Origin of the sequence: Flavobacterium tibetense, from assembly GCF_003293845.1 — a bacterium.
Classification (GTDB): domain Bacteria; phylum Bacteroidota; class Bacteroidia; order Flavobacteriales; family Flavobacteriaceae; genus Flavobacterium; species Flavobacterium tibetense.
The window spans coordinates 87,763-103,512 of the sequence record NZ_QLST01000002.1; the positions used below are offsets into that span (position 1 = coordinate 87,763).

The 15,750-nt window shown below is 32.2% G+C and carries 17 protein-coding genes; 10 read left to right on the forward strand and 7 right to left on the reverse strand.

Going from position 1 to position 15,750, the window contains the following annotated elements; all coding sequences use genetic code 11:
- The first annotated feature begins 57 nt into the window (after positions 1-57).
- The 8 genes from DPN68_RS02090 (at position 58) to DPN68_RS02125 (ending at position 8,293) form a co-directional block, all read left to right on the forward strand.
- Entirely contained in the window at positions 58-1,323 is a 1,266-nt protein-coding gene (locus DPN68_RS02090; protein ID WP_113987939.1) for a sigma-54 interaction domain-containing protein, read from the forward strand.
- A 3-nt stretch (positions 1,324-1,326) separates the two neighbouring features.
- Positions 1,327-1,965: a hypothetical protein gene (locus tag DPN68_RS02095; protein ID WP_113987940.1), complete on the forward strand. Its 639-nt coding sequence runs from the start codon at positions 1,327-1,329 to the stop codon at positions 1,963-1,965.
- A gap of 1 nt (position 1,966) precedes the next feature.
- On the forward strand, positions 1,967-2,470 hold the full coding sequence (gene lptE / locus DPN68_RS02100; protein WP_113987941.1) for an LPS assembly lipoprotein LptE: 504 nt from the start codon (positions 1,967-1,969) through the stop codon (positions 2,468-2,470).
- A 15-nt stretch (positions 2,471-2,485) separates the two neighbouring features.
- Positions 2,486-3,307, forward strand: a complete 822-nt coding sequence (locus DPN68_RS02105) for a tetratricopeptide repeat protein (RefSeq protein WP_113987942.1) — start codon at positions 2,486-2,488, stop codon at positions 3,305-3,307.
- Between the two features lie 2 nt (positions 3,308-3,309).
- Complete coding sequence (secG, locus tag DPN68_RS02110) at positions 3,310-3,651, forward strand: preprotein translocase subunit SecG (RefSeq protein WP_394336414.1); 342 nt, start codon at positions 3,310-3,312, stop codon at positions 3,649-3,651.
- A 139-nt stretch (positions 3,652-3,790) separates the two neighbouring features.
- Positions 3,791-4,066: a co-chaperone GroES gene (locus DPN68_RS02115; RefSeq protein ID WP_113987944.1), complete on the forward strand. Its 276-nt coding sequence runs from the start codon at positions 3,791-3,793 to the stop codon at positions 4,064-4,066.
- Positions 4,067-4,123: 57 nt separating this feature from the next.
- Positions 4,124-5,749, forward strand: a complete 1,626-nt coding sequence (gene groL / locus DPN68_RS02120) for a chaperonin GroEL (RefSeq protein WP_113987945.1) — start codon at positions 4,124-4,126, stop codon at positions 5,747-5,749.
- 273 nt (positions 5,750-6,022) lie between these two features.
- The gene (locus DPN68_RS02125; protein WP_133256554.1) at positions 6,023-8,293 is read left to right on the forward strand and encodes a hypothetical protein; all 2,271 of its coding nucleotides are present in this window, start codon (positions 6,023-6,025) and stop codon (positions 8,291-8,293) included.
- 47 nt (positions 8,294-8,340) lie between these two features.
- On the opposite strand, the gene DPN68_RS02130 is transcribed toward DPN68_RS02125, so the two are convergent.
- The 7 genes from DPN68_RS02130 to xrtF are packed head-to-tail and all read right to left on the reverse strand — an operon-like array spanning position 8,341 to position 14,716.
- Entirely contained in the window at positions 8,341-8,688 is a 348-nt protein-coding gene (locus DPN68_RS02130; RefSeq protein ID WP_113987947.1) for a heavy-metal-associated domain-containing protein, read from the reverse strand.
- Positions 8,689-8,745: 57 nt separating this feature from the next.
- Complete coding sequence (locus DPN68_RS02135; protein ID WP_113987948.1) at positions 8,746-10,983, reverse strand: TonB-dependent receptor; 2,238 nt, start codon at positions 10,981-10,983, stop codon at positions 8,746-8,748.
- A gap of 55 nt (positions 10,984-11,038) precedes the next feature.
- Complete coding sequence (locus DPN68_RS02140) at positions 11,039-11,446, reverse strand: HYC_CC_PP family protein (protein ID WP_113987949.1); 408 nt, start codon at positions 11,444-11,446, stop codon at positions 11,039-11,041.
- A gap of 44 nt (positions 11,447-11,490) precedes the next feature.
- On the reverse strand, positions 11,491-12,846 hold the full coding sequence (locus DPN68_RS02145) for an MBL fold metallo-hydrolase RNA specificity domain-containing protein (protein ID WP_113987950.1): 1,356 nt from the start codon (positions 12,844-12,846) through the stop codon (positions 11,491-11,493).
- 11 nt (positions 12,847-12,857) lie between these two features.
- Positions 12,858-13,694 carry a restriction endonuclease gene (locus DPN68_RS02150; protein ID WP_113987951.1) on the reverse strand — a complete coding sequence of 279 codons (837 nt, stop codon included), beginning with the start codon at positions 13,692-13,694 and terminating at the stop codon, positions 12,858-12,860.
- 31 nt (positions 13,695-13,725) lie between these two features.
- The gene (locus DPN68_RS02155) at positions 13,726-14,166 is read right to left on the reverse strand and encodes an exosortase F system-associated membrane protein (RefSeq protein WP_113987952.1); all 441 of its coding nucleotides are present in this window, start codon (positions 14,164-14,166) and stop codon (positions 13,726-13,728) included.
- On the reverse strand, positions 14,147-14,716 hold the full coding sequence (gene xrtF / locus DPN68_RS02160; RefSeq protein WP_113987953.1) for an exosortase family protein XrtF: 570 nt from the start codon (positions 14,714-14,716) through the stop codon (positions 14,147-14,149). The genes DPN68_RS02155 and xrtF overlap by 20 nt, the downstream gene beginning before the upstream one ends.
- 53 nt (positions 14,717-14,769) lie before the next feature.
- Here xrtF and DPN68_RS02165 point away from each other — a divergent pair, with 53 nt between their 5' ends.
- Complete coding sequence (locus tag DPN68_RS02165) at positions 14,770-15,225, forward strand: GAF domain-containing protein (protein WP_113987954.1); 456 nt, start codon at positions 14,770-14,772, stop codon at positions 15,223-15,225.
- A gap of 211 nt (positions 15,226-15,436) precedes the next feature.
- Positions 15,437-15,706, forward strand: a complete 270-nt coding sequence (gene rpsO / locus DPN68_RS02170; protein WP_113987955.1) for a 30S ribosomal protein S15 — start codon at positions 15,437-15,439, stop codon at positions 15,704-15,706.
- Positions 15,707-15,750 lie beyond the last annotated feature (44 nt).

Sequence of the window (15,750 nt, forward strand, 5' to 3'; positions counted from 1 at the left end):
TTTAAAAGTTCCAAGTTAACTTTCTAAACCTGAAACTTGGAACCTGAAACAAAATATATGGAATCAGTACAAGCTATAAAACAACGATTTGAAATTATTGGAAACGACCCAAAACTCAATCGTGCCGTGGAGAAAGCCATTCAGGTAGCTCCAACGGATATTTCGGTATTGGTAACAGGTGAAAGTGGTGTTGGAAAAGAAAGTATTCCAAAAATTATTCACGCACTTTCACACAGAAAACATGGAAAATACATTGCAGTAAACTGTGGCGCTATTCCAGAAGGAACTATTGATAGTGAACTTTTTGGACATGAAAAAGGTTCGTTTACTGGAGCAACTAACACTCGTGAAGGTTATTTTGAAGTAGCTGATGGAGGAACTATATTTTTGGATGAAGTTGGCGAATTACCTTTAACTACTCAAGTGCGTTTATTACGTGTTTTAGAAAATGGCGAATTCATTAAAGTGGGTTCATCACAAGTACAAAAAACGAATGTTCGTATTGTAGCGGCTACCAATGTAAATATGTTTGATGCAATTGAAAAAGGCAAATTTCGTGAAGATTTATATTATCGTTTGAGTACGGTTGACATCATGTTGCCGCCACTTCGCGAACGAAAAGACGACATTCATTTGTTGTTTAGAAAATTTGCTTCGGATTTCGCGCACAAATACAAAATGCCTGCAATTAAGCTTTCCGATGAAGCAATTCAATATTTATTACGCTACCGTTGGAATGGAAACATCAGACAATTGCGAAATGTAGCCGAACAAATTTCAGTTTTGGAAACCAATCGCGATATTACATTAGCTGTTTTACAAGGCTATTTGCCTAGCGAAGGTTCACAATTACCAACACTGGTAACAAACAAAAAAGCGGAATCGGACTTTAGTAACGAACGTGAAATTTTGTACAAAGTGCTTTTCGATATGAAAGCCGATTTGAATGATTTGAAAAAACTGACCTTGGAATTGATGCAAAATGGAAGTTCTAAAGTGCAAGAAACCAATAAAAATTTAATCCAACGCATTTACGGTCAAAGCGAAGAAAACGCTATTTTTGAAAAAGAGCCAGCGAAAGCCATTGTTCCAGTAATAAACGACATGGAACAAGAAGAGTTTGAAGATGATGAATTTGATAACCAAAATTATCTTTTCGCTGAAACCGTTGAAGAAGAGGAAACACTAAGTTTAGAAGCCAAAGAAATAGAGTTAATCAAAAAATCATTAGAGCGCAATAAAGGAAAACGAAAAGCCGCTGCCGACGAACTAGGAATTTCCGAAAGAACCTTATACAGAAAAATTAAACAATACGATTTATAGTTAATGAAGAAAGCATTTTTCTTATTATTTCCTTTTTTTTTCATCTTCATTTCTTGCCAAAAAAATGAGGATAAGATTGAAATTTATTTAACTCAAGAACCTATTGAATTTACAGAAGGAATACATGTAAGAGATTTTTTTACTGACGATTTCATAAAAGACAATAATGAAAGTTCAATTAATAAAATAAATAATTTAATCAGAAATAACGTTAGAATCGACACGATAAACAAAGAGTTTATATATTGTGGCGATTTTACAGCAACAAAAGAACAATTAGAAGAAAAGCCGTTTATTGAAGATTCTGAAATAATTAATTTTAACTCAAAAAGTTCAATAATAAATTTTGAAAAATCTGTAATTGAAAAATTTGATAATCTTAAATATTATGAAAACAAAATTGGAATTCAGTTTGCAGTTTGCATTAACGAAAAACCAGTAATGTTTGGATATTTTATTAAAGGATTTATGTCTGGTTATTATTCAAAAAACTACATAATCCATTTTACGCATAAAAGCAACTATGAAAGTGGTTATTCTCCATATATTAGTTCAGGAAAAAAATTCAAACCTTTAGACACAATTAAAGAAAAAGAGTTCATAGCAGCCTTAAAAAAAACTAACCGATTGGTTCACGAATAAAATGAAAAAAACAATTTACATATTAATATTTGCTTTTTGCTTTTTGGCGAATAGCTGCAAATACTACAATTTCACTGGAACTGGAAAAATTGATGCGAATACCTATCAAGTCAATTATTTCCAAAACAATGCACCATTGGTAGAGCCAGGAATTGAGCGAACATTTACCTTAGAATTACAAGAAATTATTCAAGGACAAACCAATTTAAATTTGGTTTCGCAAGGTGGCGACTTATTATATGAAGGAGAAATTGTAGATTATAGAATTACGCCAATGACCGCTACGGCTGATCAAAGAGCGGCTCAAAACCGTTTGACAATCACTATTATGGTGCGTTTTACTAACAACAAAAAGGAAGAAGATAATTTTGAAAAACGTTTTTCTTTTTTCCACGATTATCCTGCTAACGAACAAATGGCTGGAAGTAGATTAACAACAGCTTTAGATGAAATTTTTGAACGAATTACACAAGATGTTTTCAATGAATCACTAGCCAAATGGTAATTAAAACCAAAACAATTGAATAAAAACGAATTGACATATTTATTGAACAAACCCAATGCCATCAACGAAACGCAAACCATGGCTTTGGAAGCAATACTATTGCAATTTCCGTATTTTCAATCGGCTCGTGCGTTGCATTTGAAAGGTTTGTACAATCAGGATAGTTTTCGATACAACTACGAACTCAAAAAAACGGCTGCCCATACAACAGATCGTTCTATTTTATTTGATTTTATAACTTCTGACGATTTTACTACACTTCAAAAAAGCAATATTGACGCACAAGAAGAAATTATCAAAGAAGTAAATGTAATTGATAGCGAAATCGTTTCGGAAAATTCAATGACTTCAGAAATTTTGGAACCAATAACAACTGAAAGTCCAGAATCGATAGCTTCGGAAGCAGAAACCCCAACATTTGAAGAAAAATTGGAAATTGGAAAACCATTACACTTCAATCAACAAGAAAAACACTCGTTCCAAGAATGGTTGCAGTTGACAAAATTTAGTCCAATTGAACGCAAAAATGAGTCAAACGAACCAGAAATTGATGATGAAAAACAAAAAAAACTAGCTTTAATTGACAAATTCATAGAAAGCAACCCAAAGATTCCAGCCGTCAAAGAAACAGTGAAAACACCTGCTATTATTGAGAAAAAGCAAGAAGAAAACAGTCATTTAATGACTGAAACTTTAGCCAAAGTGTATTTGGAACAAAAAAAATACCAACGTGCGATACAAGCTTATGAAATTTTAATTTTGAAATATCCAGAAAAAAGTAGTTTCTTTGCAAACCGAATAAAAGATATAAAAGATTTACAACAAAATAATAATTAATTATGGGATTCACAGGATTTTTAATTGCAATAACAATTGTTTGTTTTTTACTAATTTTAGCTATCATGGTTCAAAACCCTAAAGGTGGAGGTTTATCTTCTTCATTTGGTGGTTCTGCGCAAATTGGTGGTGTACAAAAAACTGGTGATTTTTTAGATAAAAGTACTTGGACATTAGGTACTATTCTAATTGCTTTAATTTTGTTCTCTGCATTAGCATTTGACGGTGGGTCGTCTGGTGGTTCAAAAGTTTTAGGAAACGACGAAGGTAGCACAATGCCTACAACTGAAATTCCAGCTACACCAGAAGCACAGCAACAAGCAACAGAAGAAACTGCACAATAATTGCATAGCATAAAATAAAAAATGCCAGCCTGTCAGTGCTGGCATTTTTTTTACCGAAAAATTGTCAGAAAATTGCTTTGGCACAATTTCTGAAAATACCCAAACAACAAATTACTAATATTATTAAAATATAAAAACTATGTCATTAAACATTAAACCTATTTCAGATCGCGTAGTGATTGCTCCATTAGCAGCTGAAACTACAACTGCTTCAGGAATTATTATTCCAGATACTGCAAAAGAAAAACCACAAAAAGGTACTGTAGTAGCCGTAGGAAATGGCAAAAAAGATTACACCATGACGGTGAAAGTTGGAGACACTGTTTTATATGGTAAATATTCAGGAACAGAGTTCAAATATGAAGGTAAAGATTACCTAATTATGAGAGAAGAAGAAATTTACGCTATTCTTTAACAATAGTTAAACAAGAACTTTTAAACATTTAAACGTTAAACATTTAAACAAAACAAAATGGCAAAAGATATAAAATTCGACATTGAAGCTCGCGATGGTTTAAAACGCGGTGTTGACGCATTAGCAAATGCAGTAAAAGTAACTTTAGGTCCAAAAGGAAGAAATGTGATTATTTCAAAATCTTTCGGAGGTCCAACAGTAACTAAAGATGGTGTTTCTGTTGCAAAAGAAATCGAATTACAAGATCCATTAGAAAATATGGGAGCTCAAATGGTAAAAGAAGTGGCTTCTAAAACCAATGATTTAGCAGGTGATGGAACAACAACTGCAACAGTTTTAGCTCAAGCTATCGTAAAAGAAGGTTTGAAAAACGTAGCTGCTGGTGCAAATCCAATGGATTTAAAAAGAGGAATTGACAAAGCGGTTGAAGCTATTGTTGCAGAATTAGGAAAACAAGCTGTAGCAGTTGATGATTCTTCGGATAAAATCAAACAAGTAGCTTCTATTTCGGCTAATAACGATGAAACTATTGGCGATTTAATTGCTGTAGCTTTTGGTAAAGTAGGTAAAGAAGGTGTAATCACTGTAGAAGAAGCAAAAGGAACGGACACTTATGTTGATGTAGTAGAAGGAATGCAATTCGACAGAGGTTATTTATCGCCTTACTTTGTAACCGATGCAGACAAAATGATTGCTGAATTAAGTAATCCATACGTTTTATTATACGACAAAAAAATCTCTAACTTACAGGAATTATTACCTGTTTTAGAACCAGTAGCACAATCTGGAAGACCCTTATTAATTATTGCGGAAGATGTTGACGGACAAGCGTTAGCAACTTTAGTTGTAAACAAATTACGTGGTGGATTAAAAATTGCCGCTGTAAAAGCACCAGGTTTTGGAGACAGAAGAAAAGCCATGTTAGAAGACATCGCTATCTTAACTGGAGGAACTGTAATTGCTGAAGAAAGCGGATACGCATTAGAAAACGCTACTTTAGATATGCTTGGAACTGCTGAAACAATTACAATTGATAAAGACAATACAACAATTGTAAATGGTTCTGGAGATGCTGAAAACATCAAAGCTAGAGTTAACCAAATCAAAGCACAAATCGAAACCACAACTTCTGATTACGACAGAGAAAAACTACAAGAGCGTTTAGCTAAATTAGCTGGCGGTGTTGCAGTATTGTATGTTGGCGCAGCTTCTGAAGTTGAAATGAAAGAGAAAAAAGACCGTGTAGACGATGCGTTACACGCTACTCGCGCTGCTGTTGAAGAAGGAATTGTTGCTGGTGGAGGTGTTGCTTTAGTTAGAGCAAAAGCTGCTTTAGCAACTATCAATCCAATCAATGCTGACGAAGCTACTGGAATTCAAATTATCAATAAAGCCGTTGAAGCGCCTCTACGTACTATCGTTGAAAATGCTGGAGGTGAAGGTTCTGTAGTAATTGCAAAAGTTACTGAAGGCACAAACGACTTCGGATTCAATGCAAAAACAGGAGAATATGTTCAAATGTTAGCAGCTGGAATTATCGATCCTAAAAAAGTAACGCGTGTAGCTTTAGAAAACGCCGCTTCTGTAGCTGGTATGATTTTAACTACTGAATGTGCTTTAATTGACATCAAAGAAGATAGTCCAGCAATACCAATGGGCGGAGGAATGCCTGGAATGATGTAATTCAAAGTGAAAAGTACGAAGTAAAAAGTACAAAATAATAAAAACCCCGATTTGAAATTTCAAATCGGGGTTTTTTTGGTATGAAAATTGATGCTTTTTAAATATTTTTGACTTCATTCAAAATTAAAATCACTTATCTAGTAAACTAACTACTCTTATATGCAAACACAGCTAACTATTTCCCTATCGAAAATTAAATTACTGTTATTTATATTCTTTATCCAAAATACCTTTTCTCAAACGGTAGAAAAGAATGTGATACTAGATGAAAAAGTGAAAGATTATTTCAATTTGACTCGTGAAAACATACACTTACACTTCAACAAAGAAACCTATATAAATAATGAAACTATTTGGTTTAAAGGTTATGTGATTGACAAAGCTAGTGGCATTTTAAACATTGAAACCACTAATGTTTATGTTAGTCTTTTAGATAAAGAAAAAAAAGTGATTGGCACAAAGTTAGTATTATGTAATTTTGGAACATTTAGTGGCCACTGGGACTTAGATAAAGATTTAACTTCAGGTTACTATTACATTCATGCTTTTACAAACTTCATGAATAATTTTAAAGAAAACGAATCCTCTCTTTTTAAGATTAAAATTTTAAATCCTAAAGAAAATGAAGTTATTGAAAACATAGACATATTAACAAATGCAACAATAGAAATAGCAGCAGAAGGTGGTAATTTTATTTTTGAATGCGACAACAGAATTGGGGTTACGATTAAAGATTGTAATGGCAAAGGAATCAAACAGGAAAACATAAAAGTTGTAGATAGTAAAAATAATATTATTAATCAATTTGCTACAAACAGCGAAGGATACGGTGCGTTTTACATTCTTAATACAAAAAATGAAGCATATAAAATCCTAGTTGAAAACAAATACGCTAAAATTGAAAAAAATCTACCTCCAGTTCAAATTGAAGGAGTAACAATTAGTACTTCAAATTCTATAAATGCAGACCAACTTTTAATTGAGATCAAAACCAATAAAAACACTTTAAGTAAAATTAAAAATAAAAAATATCAATTAATTTTTCAAAAAAACCATTTGATTAGTCAATCTGATATCATTCTGAATGAAAAAATAAAAAAAATTACCATAGCAAAAGAAAAACTTCAAGATGGTATTAATTTTATCAAATTACTTGATGAAAAAAATCAACTTGTTTGTGAAAGAGTTATTTATAATCATCCTAAAAATGAAACAGCTTTAAAATTAAATAAACTTAAAATTGAAAACGACTCTATTATCCTTGGAGGTAAGATTGAAAACAAAATTGCTAGCTTAAGTGTAAGCGTATTACCAAGTGAAACTATAAACTCGTTTGAAAATAATGCTATTACCTCTCAACTCAAAGTCAACAATTATTTATTAAACGACTTAAAAAATTATTCTTATTATTTTAAAAATTTCGACAGAATTAAGGCCTATGAATTAGATATATTTCTTTTATCACAAAAGGAATCAAAGTACAGATGGCAAAATTTCTTAAATTCAAATTTAATTGACAAATATGAATTTCAAAAAGGGCTAAATGTAAAAGTAACTTTAAACCAAGATTTGCCAAAGAAAAGCAATACTAATTATACTGGGAATCTTATAATCCTTGAAGAAAAGACCATTCTACAAGAAAAATTAGAAAGCATGAATACCTTTAACTTCAAAAATGTAATAGTAAAGGATTCAACAGATGTTTTATTCTCCTTAAACGCAAACGATGAAAATTTCAATAAACAAGTTAATAGTGTTGCTAGAGTAATTAATAGTTTTACCAGAGTAAAAATACCTGAAACTAATCATTGCGTTCCTTCAACTTATATCAAAAGAGATTATCAAAACTTAGATTTTCCCCAAAATAATAAAACCATAATGCTAAAAAATATTGAGGTAAGCAAAAAAAGGGATGAGCTCAAATTCAATAAAATTCCTCAAAACAAAATTGCAAGAGGATTAAAAATTGATCCTGAAAAAGAACACTTATCCCTTTTACAATTTTTACAAAAAAACGGTTATAACATTACTAATACACCAAACTTAGTTCGAGTCCAAAATGTTGGAATGAGAAGAGCTAACGGTGATGCATCTGAGCCAGTAATATTTATAGACGACTTCCCAATAAATGATTTAACTTTCTTAAGAGAGTACAACAGTTCAGATGTAGATGAAATATATTTTAATAAATTTGACAACTCAAACCAAACTATAAAAGGAGAGCTCGGAACAATAAGAATTTATCTTAGACGAGAATTGAACCTTGATAAAATCAAACCCAAAGGATTAAAAGTGAATACAATTACAAATGGCTTTCAAGCTGAAAAACCATTTTTAAATCCTTATGATAGCAATTTTAATTCAGAGGCCTACAAAACACACGGAACAATTAACTGGATACCAAATATCTACACAGATAAAGATGGTAATTTTGAATTTAAAACCGCATTTCTAGAGCAAGACAAAATACTACTAAATATTCAAGGAATCGATAGCGAAGGAAATCTTTATTATGAAAATGTAATTGTAAAAACAAAAGAATAACATTAATAAAAACCCCGATTTTAAATTTAAAATCGGGGTTTAGTTTTTTATTCTAGTCTTTCGTACAAACAACAACCGTGCAATTTTTCGTAAACGGCATCTTCAGCTTTTACTAATGCTGTATCGTGACCTATTGCTGCAATGGCTTTTGCTACATCTTCTTTAGAACATTTGGTTTCATCAATTACCAAGTGAATCATATTGTGATCCACGTGCCATTGTGCATTTTTTACTCCTTTTACTGAAAATGCAGCTTTTTCGATACGCTTTTGACACATTCCGCAGTTGCCCGCAACGGTAAACTCTACTTTTTTGTTTTTACTTTTTTTCTCTTGCGCCATAGCGGTTAAAGAAAAAAGACTTACTAAAACTAATACAACTATTTTTTTCATGATTTTAAAAATTTAATTATTTATGTTCGGAAAATCAATATTCAGAAAATCCGAAATCTATTATTTAATGTTATATCGCAATCCCGCATAATACATTTGTCCAAAAACCGGACCATATATCATACTACTATCAAAATATGCGCCAAAAGGATTTTCACTTTGAACGATTGCGTTATCTTGTCTGTAATTTCCAATATTTTCTCCACCTACATACACTTCAAACTTACTTGAAAATGTTCGAGTAACCTGCGCATTCATCACAGCAAAAGCTGGTGCATATTCCGATAAACGATATGCTTCAGGATTGGTTGCTGTAAATGGCAAACGTTGTTTTCCTAACCAACTGTACGTAAAATCAAACTTCCATTGTTGGCCTTTTTCTTTAATGTGAGTTTCATAAGCTAAATTAGCAAAAACTCTGTGTTTGGCTTGTAAAGCTCTTTCCAATTGACCTGTTTGAAATTGCGTTTGCACATCGTAATATTTGTAAGCGGTTTTCAAGTTTAAATGCATCATTAATTCTACATTTAATTCTGCTTGAAAAGATTTAGCAAAACTTTTCCCATCCAAATTATAAAACAATACTTCTTGCGGACTAAAATCGATATCTACAACCGCTTGATTTTGGAAATCCGTTTGGTAATAATCTAAAACTAACTCGGTTTCTTTACCTAAAAATTTGAATTTTTGAATAAAACTCAATCCATAATTCCATGCAATTTCTGGATTCAATCCGTATAATTTCCCATCCGAATTTAAAATCGAAAATTGACGAGAAGACGCAAACAATTGTTGGTTTTCAGCAAAAATATTTGCCGCACGTTTTCCTCTTCCAGCAGAAGCACGAATCACAGCATCTTCCCATGGATTGTAACGCAAATGTAATCTTGGTGTAACAAAAGTTCCTAAGCGATTGTGATTGTCTACTCGAGCACCAGCAACCAAACTGAAATTATCTAAATTGTCATACGTGTATTCGAAAAAAGCACCAATAGAATTATCAATACGGGAAAAATCTTGCGTGAAATTCAACGCCACTTGCTCGTCATACACATCGTAATTAAAATTCAAACCAGTGGTGAATTTGTTTTTGGTATTGGAAATAATCGAATTGAACAACAAATTAGAGTAATAACTTTTCTGATGAATGTTGTATTGATTCAACCCAAAATACGATTCTTGCTTGTGCGATTGGAACGAATTTTGGAAACCAAAACTTTGATAAGGCATTTCTAGAAAAACATAACCTGTTTTATTAGAAATTTCAATTTTCTCTGTGTTCACTTCGCTTCCCCAAGCATTAGTGGTAAACTTATCTAAATCTGGATTGAAATTCACTTCACCCGCTTGCTTTTCGTCATTCATGTAGCGCAGGTTTAAAAAACTAACTAAACCTTTTTCTGCATCTGTATATTGCCAACGGTTCAAAATATTGACCTGTTTTCCAATAGGATTATCCAAAAAACCATCGTTATTCATATCATTTTTCCCAATTCGGGTATTTCCATGAATGAACAACGTACTGCTTAATTTATCCGAATATTTTTGGTTGAAATGCGCATTTAACTCATAGCGACTATCGTTAGAACCATATACATTTAAGAAAAACGGAATATCATCGGCTGGTTTTAAAACTTCGTAATTGATTTGTCCCGAAATACTTTCGTAGCCGTTAATTACACTTCCTGCTCCTTTTGTAATTTGGATACTTTCGACCCAAGTTCCAGGCACAAAAGACAATCCATAAGCTTGAGAAGCTCCACGAACCGCCGGAATATTTTCTTCAGTCATCAAAATATACGGACTTGTTAAGCCCAACATTTTAATTTGACGATTCCCCGTTACGGCATCCGAAAAATTCACATCAATGGATGGATTGGTGCTGAAACTTTCCGAAAGATTACAACAAGCCGCTTTCAAAAGTTCTTTTTGTCCCATCGTTTGGACATTAGTAACGGCAAAAAGGGAATGTTCTGTACTTTTTTTGGTTTTGATTACCTCAACTTCTTTTAAATTGGTTACTTCTTTCAAAACGATTTTAACCTCATTGGAAGTTATTTCTACTTTTTGAGTGGCATAACCAATGTAACTTACTACCAAAAAAGTAGTTTCTGAAGATTTTTCTAATGAAAATGCGCCATTTACATCAGTAGTTGTTCCCACTGAAGTCCCGAACCAGAAGACATTGGCACCTAAAAAAGGTTCGTTATTTTCGTCTACAACTATTCCTTTTACGGTTTCTTGAGAAAAAGAAATCAACGGCAAAAGGAACAGCAAAAACGCTATTTTTTGTAACATGATATTTTAATTTTAATGATTAATAAAGTTGGTAAACTCTAGAATTTCATTAAAATTAAGCGTAGAAAATGTACTGAGAATATAATTTATAAAGCGGTGGCGCATTGGCTTCACAAAGGTTTTCAATGACTTGCTTTTTAATATTTCCAATGAAATTCAAATTGAAATTCATAGAAACAGTAGTCATCATAACCGCAGGAAACGACTTGAATGAAGTAAAATCTTGAGAAAAAATTTCCTTATTTTTTTCCAATTCCACTACTTCATTGGAACAACATTTTCCGCAATTTTCAGTAGAAGAGCAACAAGAAATATCAATTGGATTTAATAGCTCAACCAGTTCATTTTTAATAGAAATGGATGCAACTTCATTATGACAATAATGCACGTTCAAAGCCAATCCTAAATTGGGCATTAGGATGAAAAACGCTAAAAATAGTGCTATAGTTTTTCTAATTGACATGCAGCAAAGGTAATAAAGAATTTTTCAAAAATTGTTAAATCTATCTAAATTTCAACTACTTGTCCTAAATACGGAACCATACATTCAAAGTTATAGTGTTCTTTTATTTGGTGGCGCAACTCATCAGCAGCTTCATTTTCACCATGTACTAAGAATACTTTTTGTGGTGTATTTTCTAGTTCAGAGAGCCAATTTAGCAAATCCTTTTGATCGCCGTGAGCCGATAATCCTTCTACTAAAATGACATTCGCTTCTACAGGATAATATTTGCCATACATTTTAATTTCTTTAGCGCCTTCCAATAATTTTCTTCCGCGAGTTCCTTCCGCTTGATAACCAACCAAAAGAACTGTGGTTTCGGGTTTACCAATATAGCGTTCCAAATAAGACAGCACTCTTCCTCCGGTTATCATTCCACTAGCGGCAATTACTACTTTGGGTCTTTCGTCATAAATAGCTGCAATGGTGTCTTTATAATCCGAAATTAGTGTAAACATTTGGCACATTTCCTGACATTCTTCGAGAGACAATTTATGCCATTTCCCGAATTCAAGAAACAATTGAATCACGTCAATTCCCATTGGTGTATCAATAATAAAAGGCATTTTGGGTAATCGTTCTTCTTTTTGCAATTGCCATAATAAATACATTACGGTTTGTACGCGCTCTACGGCAAAACTTGGAATCACTACATTTCCACCTCTGTTAAAAGAATTGTTGATGATGGTTTCTATTTCAAGTAAAGTATTATTTGAAGGATGTAAACGATTGCCATACGTACTTTCTAAAAAAACATAATCGGCTTGTTTGGGTTTTTTGGGAGGAAATAACAATACATCATCATCTTGACCAATGTCACCCGAAAACACTAAAGTTTTTCCTTCTGCAACTAGATTCACTGAACAAGCGCCTAAAATGTGAGAAGCATAAAAGAAATTGAAATACACTTCATCCGAAATTTTAACGTCTAAATTTGGTTCAATTACTCGCAAATGAGGAAAAACCGCTTCAGCATCGGCAACTGTGTACAAAGCTGTGGCTTGATCGTGTTTTGAAAAATGCTCTTTATTCGCTCTTTCTGCTTCTTCCTCTTGGATTTTTGCACTATCGAGAAGAATAATTTTTATGATTTCCTTTGTTGGTTCAGTACAGAAAATTTTTCCTTTAAAACCATCACGAACTAAAACTGGCAACCAACCACAATGATCTAAATGACCGTGTGTGATGATTACAAAGTCAATATTTTCAGGTAAATACGGAAGTGGTTCCCGATTCAATTCACGAAGAAATTTCAATCCTTGAAACATACCACAGTCTATTAAAACAGAAGTTGATGCTGTTTCTACTAAATATTTTGATCCTGTGACCGTTCCTGCTCCACCAAAAAAATGTACTTTCATAATGAGAAATTTTATTCAATATTTTTATGCAATAATTGCTGGCATTCTGTTAATATGTTTTTCATTCGCGATTGACTTATTCGTAATTTTTTAAATTTCTTTGGATGATGGGTTAAATCATAAACCGTTAAAATATCTTGTAAAAGCAAAAGTTCTTTTTCTGCAATGGTTAACGTTGTTAAGCAAGTGATGGGGTACAATCGGAATTCCTGAGTCAAATTCTTTAAATTTTTTTCTTGTGGATAATCCCAACTCAATAAATGAATTCCCGAACATTCTGCAAATTTTATTGCTTCTGAAGTGAATTTATTATTAGTCACAATCCAACATTTACTCAATTGCTCATCCGTTTCAAAAAAACGATACTGATTCTGATTTACATCATTAAAACGAGAAAGTATATACATTGGAACTTTGACATCTGATTTAATTTCTTGTCCGCTATGAAACTTGCATTCAACCATGGCTAGGTGATTGTCTTTTTTAACTACAATATCCAACTCATGAGAAACACAATTCCCATCTACAAAAACATTACTACGTGTTTGAAATCCTTGTAATTCAAATAAACGAGCGATAAACTTTTCGAAGTAAAATCCGGCTGGCCCTAAAGCAATCAAACCTGACTTTAAATTATATCTAGCTGCTATTGCTTTAGAACGTGATTTTAATTTTTGAAAGGCTAACCTAGCGATTTTTTTCGAAGTAATTCCTTCATGTAATTGTGGCGTGATTTCAAATAAAATCTGCTCAGCGATTCCTCTTTCGGAACCAGCATTCATTAAAGACTTGATAAGTTTCTCTTTATCAAACTCAACAATTTCTCCTGAATATTTTTTGATTTTCATAGGCGTTTACTTCACCCATAAAGATACGAAATTATTTTGATTTTCTTTGGTAATAAAAGGCAGGAATAAACAATACCAAAAATAAAGGCTGAATTAAAAAGCGACGAACATAAAACAAAACCAAATAATCAGAAGTCTCAAAATACAACATTCCAAAATACATTGCCGCAAGCACAACAAATAAAAACAGATAAAGCCAAGAAACAAAAACCACTAATTTTTTCTCTTTAAAAATTTGATAGATTAAAAGGATTGAAAAAATAGTATTCAAAAAATAGCGTAAAAATGTATTCAAAAACAACTTGAAGCCTTCATAATCGGGTAATGATTTTCCTTGAAATTCGGTTTTAAAAAAAGGCAAAAAAGGATCATAGAACAATTTTTGCTCAAAAGCTCTCACAGCTACCAAAGCTAGAAGTGTTCCAATAGCGATTAAAACACGGAATTTATTTTTAATTAGCTTTTTTATCATAACCTGAAAATTGGGTTACCCAAACAATCCAAAGCAAGAAAACTATTCCGTAAATAAATAGAGGAAAAATAGTTCCGTGCAGCAATTCTTCATAAGCTGGATAATAGTATAACGCATAACTCAATAAAGCAATTCTAACAATGTTTAATAAATAAATCAGAAATAAACCAATCAGAATAAATAGGAAAGTTTTCAAAAAGCGATTAGAAAAAGCAAAAATAAATGCCGCAAACAAAATCATCACACTAATGGCATTACAACCTTCTACAATTCTTGAAACGTATTTTTCTTTGTAAAATATTTTTATGGATGGTTCCGTTGGATGCGGTTGAATAGCAGCATCATGACCAAAGAAAACAAGCAAATCTTTAGTTTGATTAGCAACCAATTTCGAAATCCCGTCTACCTCATTCATTGAAGGATTATATGTATTCAAATAGCTTTTGTAAATGAAAGTAAAAACTACATAGAACAACAAAAACTTAAGTAGAAAAGTAAAAAAAGGTTTATATTGGAAAAAAAGAGTTTTCAATTGTGATTTTTTTAACAAAAATATATATTTTTTGATACTTTAGATTAAATACTTTTGTAAAAAAAATAAAGATGAGTTTTGAAGGCCTACAAACACAAGTTTTAGCTATTGTAAATAAAACGAATGTTACACGAGATGAAAAATTAAAAGAAATTTGCCAATTATTAAGTGATTCAGTTCCCTATTACGATTGGGTTGGCTATTATTTTGCTAATCACGAGACCAAAACTTTGCATTTAGGTCCTTATGTAGGGGCAGAAACGGATCATACCGTAATTCCATTTGGAAAAGGAATTTGTGGCCAAGTGGCAATGTCTAACCAAAATTTTGTAGTTCCTGATGTAAAAGCACAAGACAACTATATTGCTTGTAGTTTTACTGTAAAATCAGAAATTGTAGTTCCGTTATTTGTAAATGGTGTAAACATTGGTCAAATTGATATTGATTCCCATGTATTAGATCCATTCACAGAAGTTGATGAGCGCTTTTTAGAATTTGTGAATCAAGAAGTGGCGAAATTGTTTTAGAGATTTGATGTTCGGATATTCTGATTTTCGGATGTTGGAATTTGGGATTTGGAATTTGGAGTTTCTTAATTGGAATTTAATTTTAATTTGATTTTTGAACTTGCTCTTGAATTTGAAATATTAAATTGGAATTTTAAAAAATAATCCTATCTTTGCACACGAATTAGGACAAGCTTAATTCGCGCATAATAATTATTTAAACAATATTAGCATGTACTTAACTAAAGAAGTTAAAGCAGAAATCTTCGCTAAACACGGAGGAAAAGCAGAAAACACAGGATCTGCTGAAGGACAAATTGCATTGTTCACACACAGAATTACACACTTAACTGAGCACTTGAAAAAGAATCGTCACGATTACAACACAGAGCGTTCATTAGTACTTTTAGTAGGAAAGAGAAGAAGTCTTCTTGACTATTTGAAGAAAAAAGATATCAACAGATATCGTGAGATTATTAAAGAATTAGGAATTAGAAAATAATCAACTAAAGGGGCTTTGTGCCCCTTTTTGTTTTATATATTTTG

Coding starts and splice junctions, on each gene's coding strand:
- DPN68_RS02135 (WP_113987948.1), bottom strand. CDS start 10,983: ATGTTACAAAAAATAGCGTTTTTGCTGTTCCTTTTGCCGTTGATTTCT.
- DPN68_RS02140 (WP_113987949.1), bottom strand. CDS start 11,446: ATGTCAATTAGAAAAACTATAGCACTATTTTTAGCGTTTTTCATCCTA.
- DPN68_RS02095 (WP_113987940.1), top strand. CDS start 1,327: ATGAAGAAAGCATTTTTCTTATTATTTCCTTTTTTTTTCATCTTCATT.
- DPN68_RS02150 (WP_113987951.1), bottom strand. CDS start 13,694: ATGAAAATCAAAAAATATTCAGGAGAAATTGTTGAGTTTGATAAAGAG.
- groL (WP_113987945.1), top strand. CDS start 4,124: ATGGCAAAAGATATAAAATTCGACATTGAAGCTCGCGATGGTTTAAAA.
- secG (WP_394336414.1), top strand. CDS start 3,310: ATGGGATTCACAGGATTTTTAATTGCAATAACAATTGTTTGTTTTTTA.
- DPN68_RS02115 (WP_113987944.1), top strand. CDS start 3,791: ATGTCATTAAACATTAAACCTATTTCAGATCGCGTAGTGATTGCTCCA.
- rpsO (WP_113987955.1), top strand. CDS start 15,437: ATGTACTTAACTAAAGAAGTTAAAGCAGAAATCTTCGCTAAACACGGA.
- DPN68_RS02090 (WP_113987939.1), top strand. CDS start 58: ATGGAATCAGTACAAGCTATAAAACAACGATTTGAAATTATTGGAAAC.
- DPN68_RS02165 (WP_113987954.1), top strand. CDS start 14,770: ATGAGTTTTGAAGGCCTACAAACACAAGTTTTAGCTATTGTAAATAAA.
- DPN68_RS02155 (WP_113987952.1), bottom strand. CDS start 14,166: ATGATAAAAAAGCTAATTAAAAATAAATTCCGTGTTTTAATCGCTATT.
- lptE (WP_113987941.1), top strand. CDS start 1,967: ATGAAAAAAACAATTTACATATTAATATTTGCTTTTTGCTTTTTGGCG.
- DPN68_RS02145 (WP_113987950.1), bottom strand. CDS start 12,846: ATGAAAGTACATTTTTTTGGTGGAGCAGGAACGGTCACAGGATCAAAA.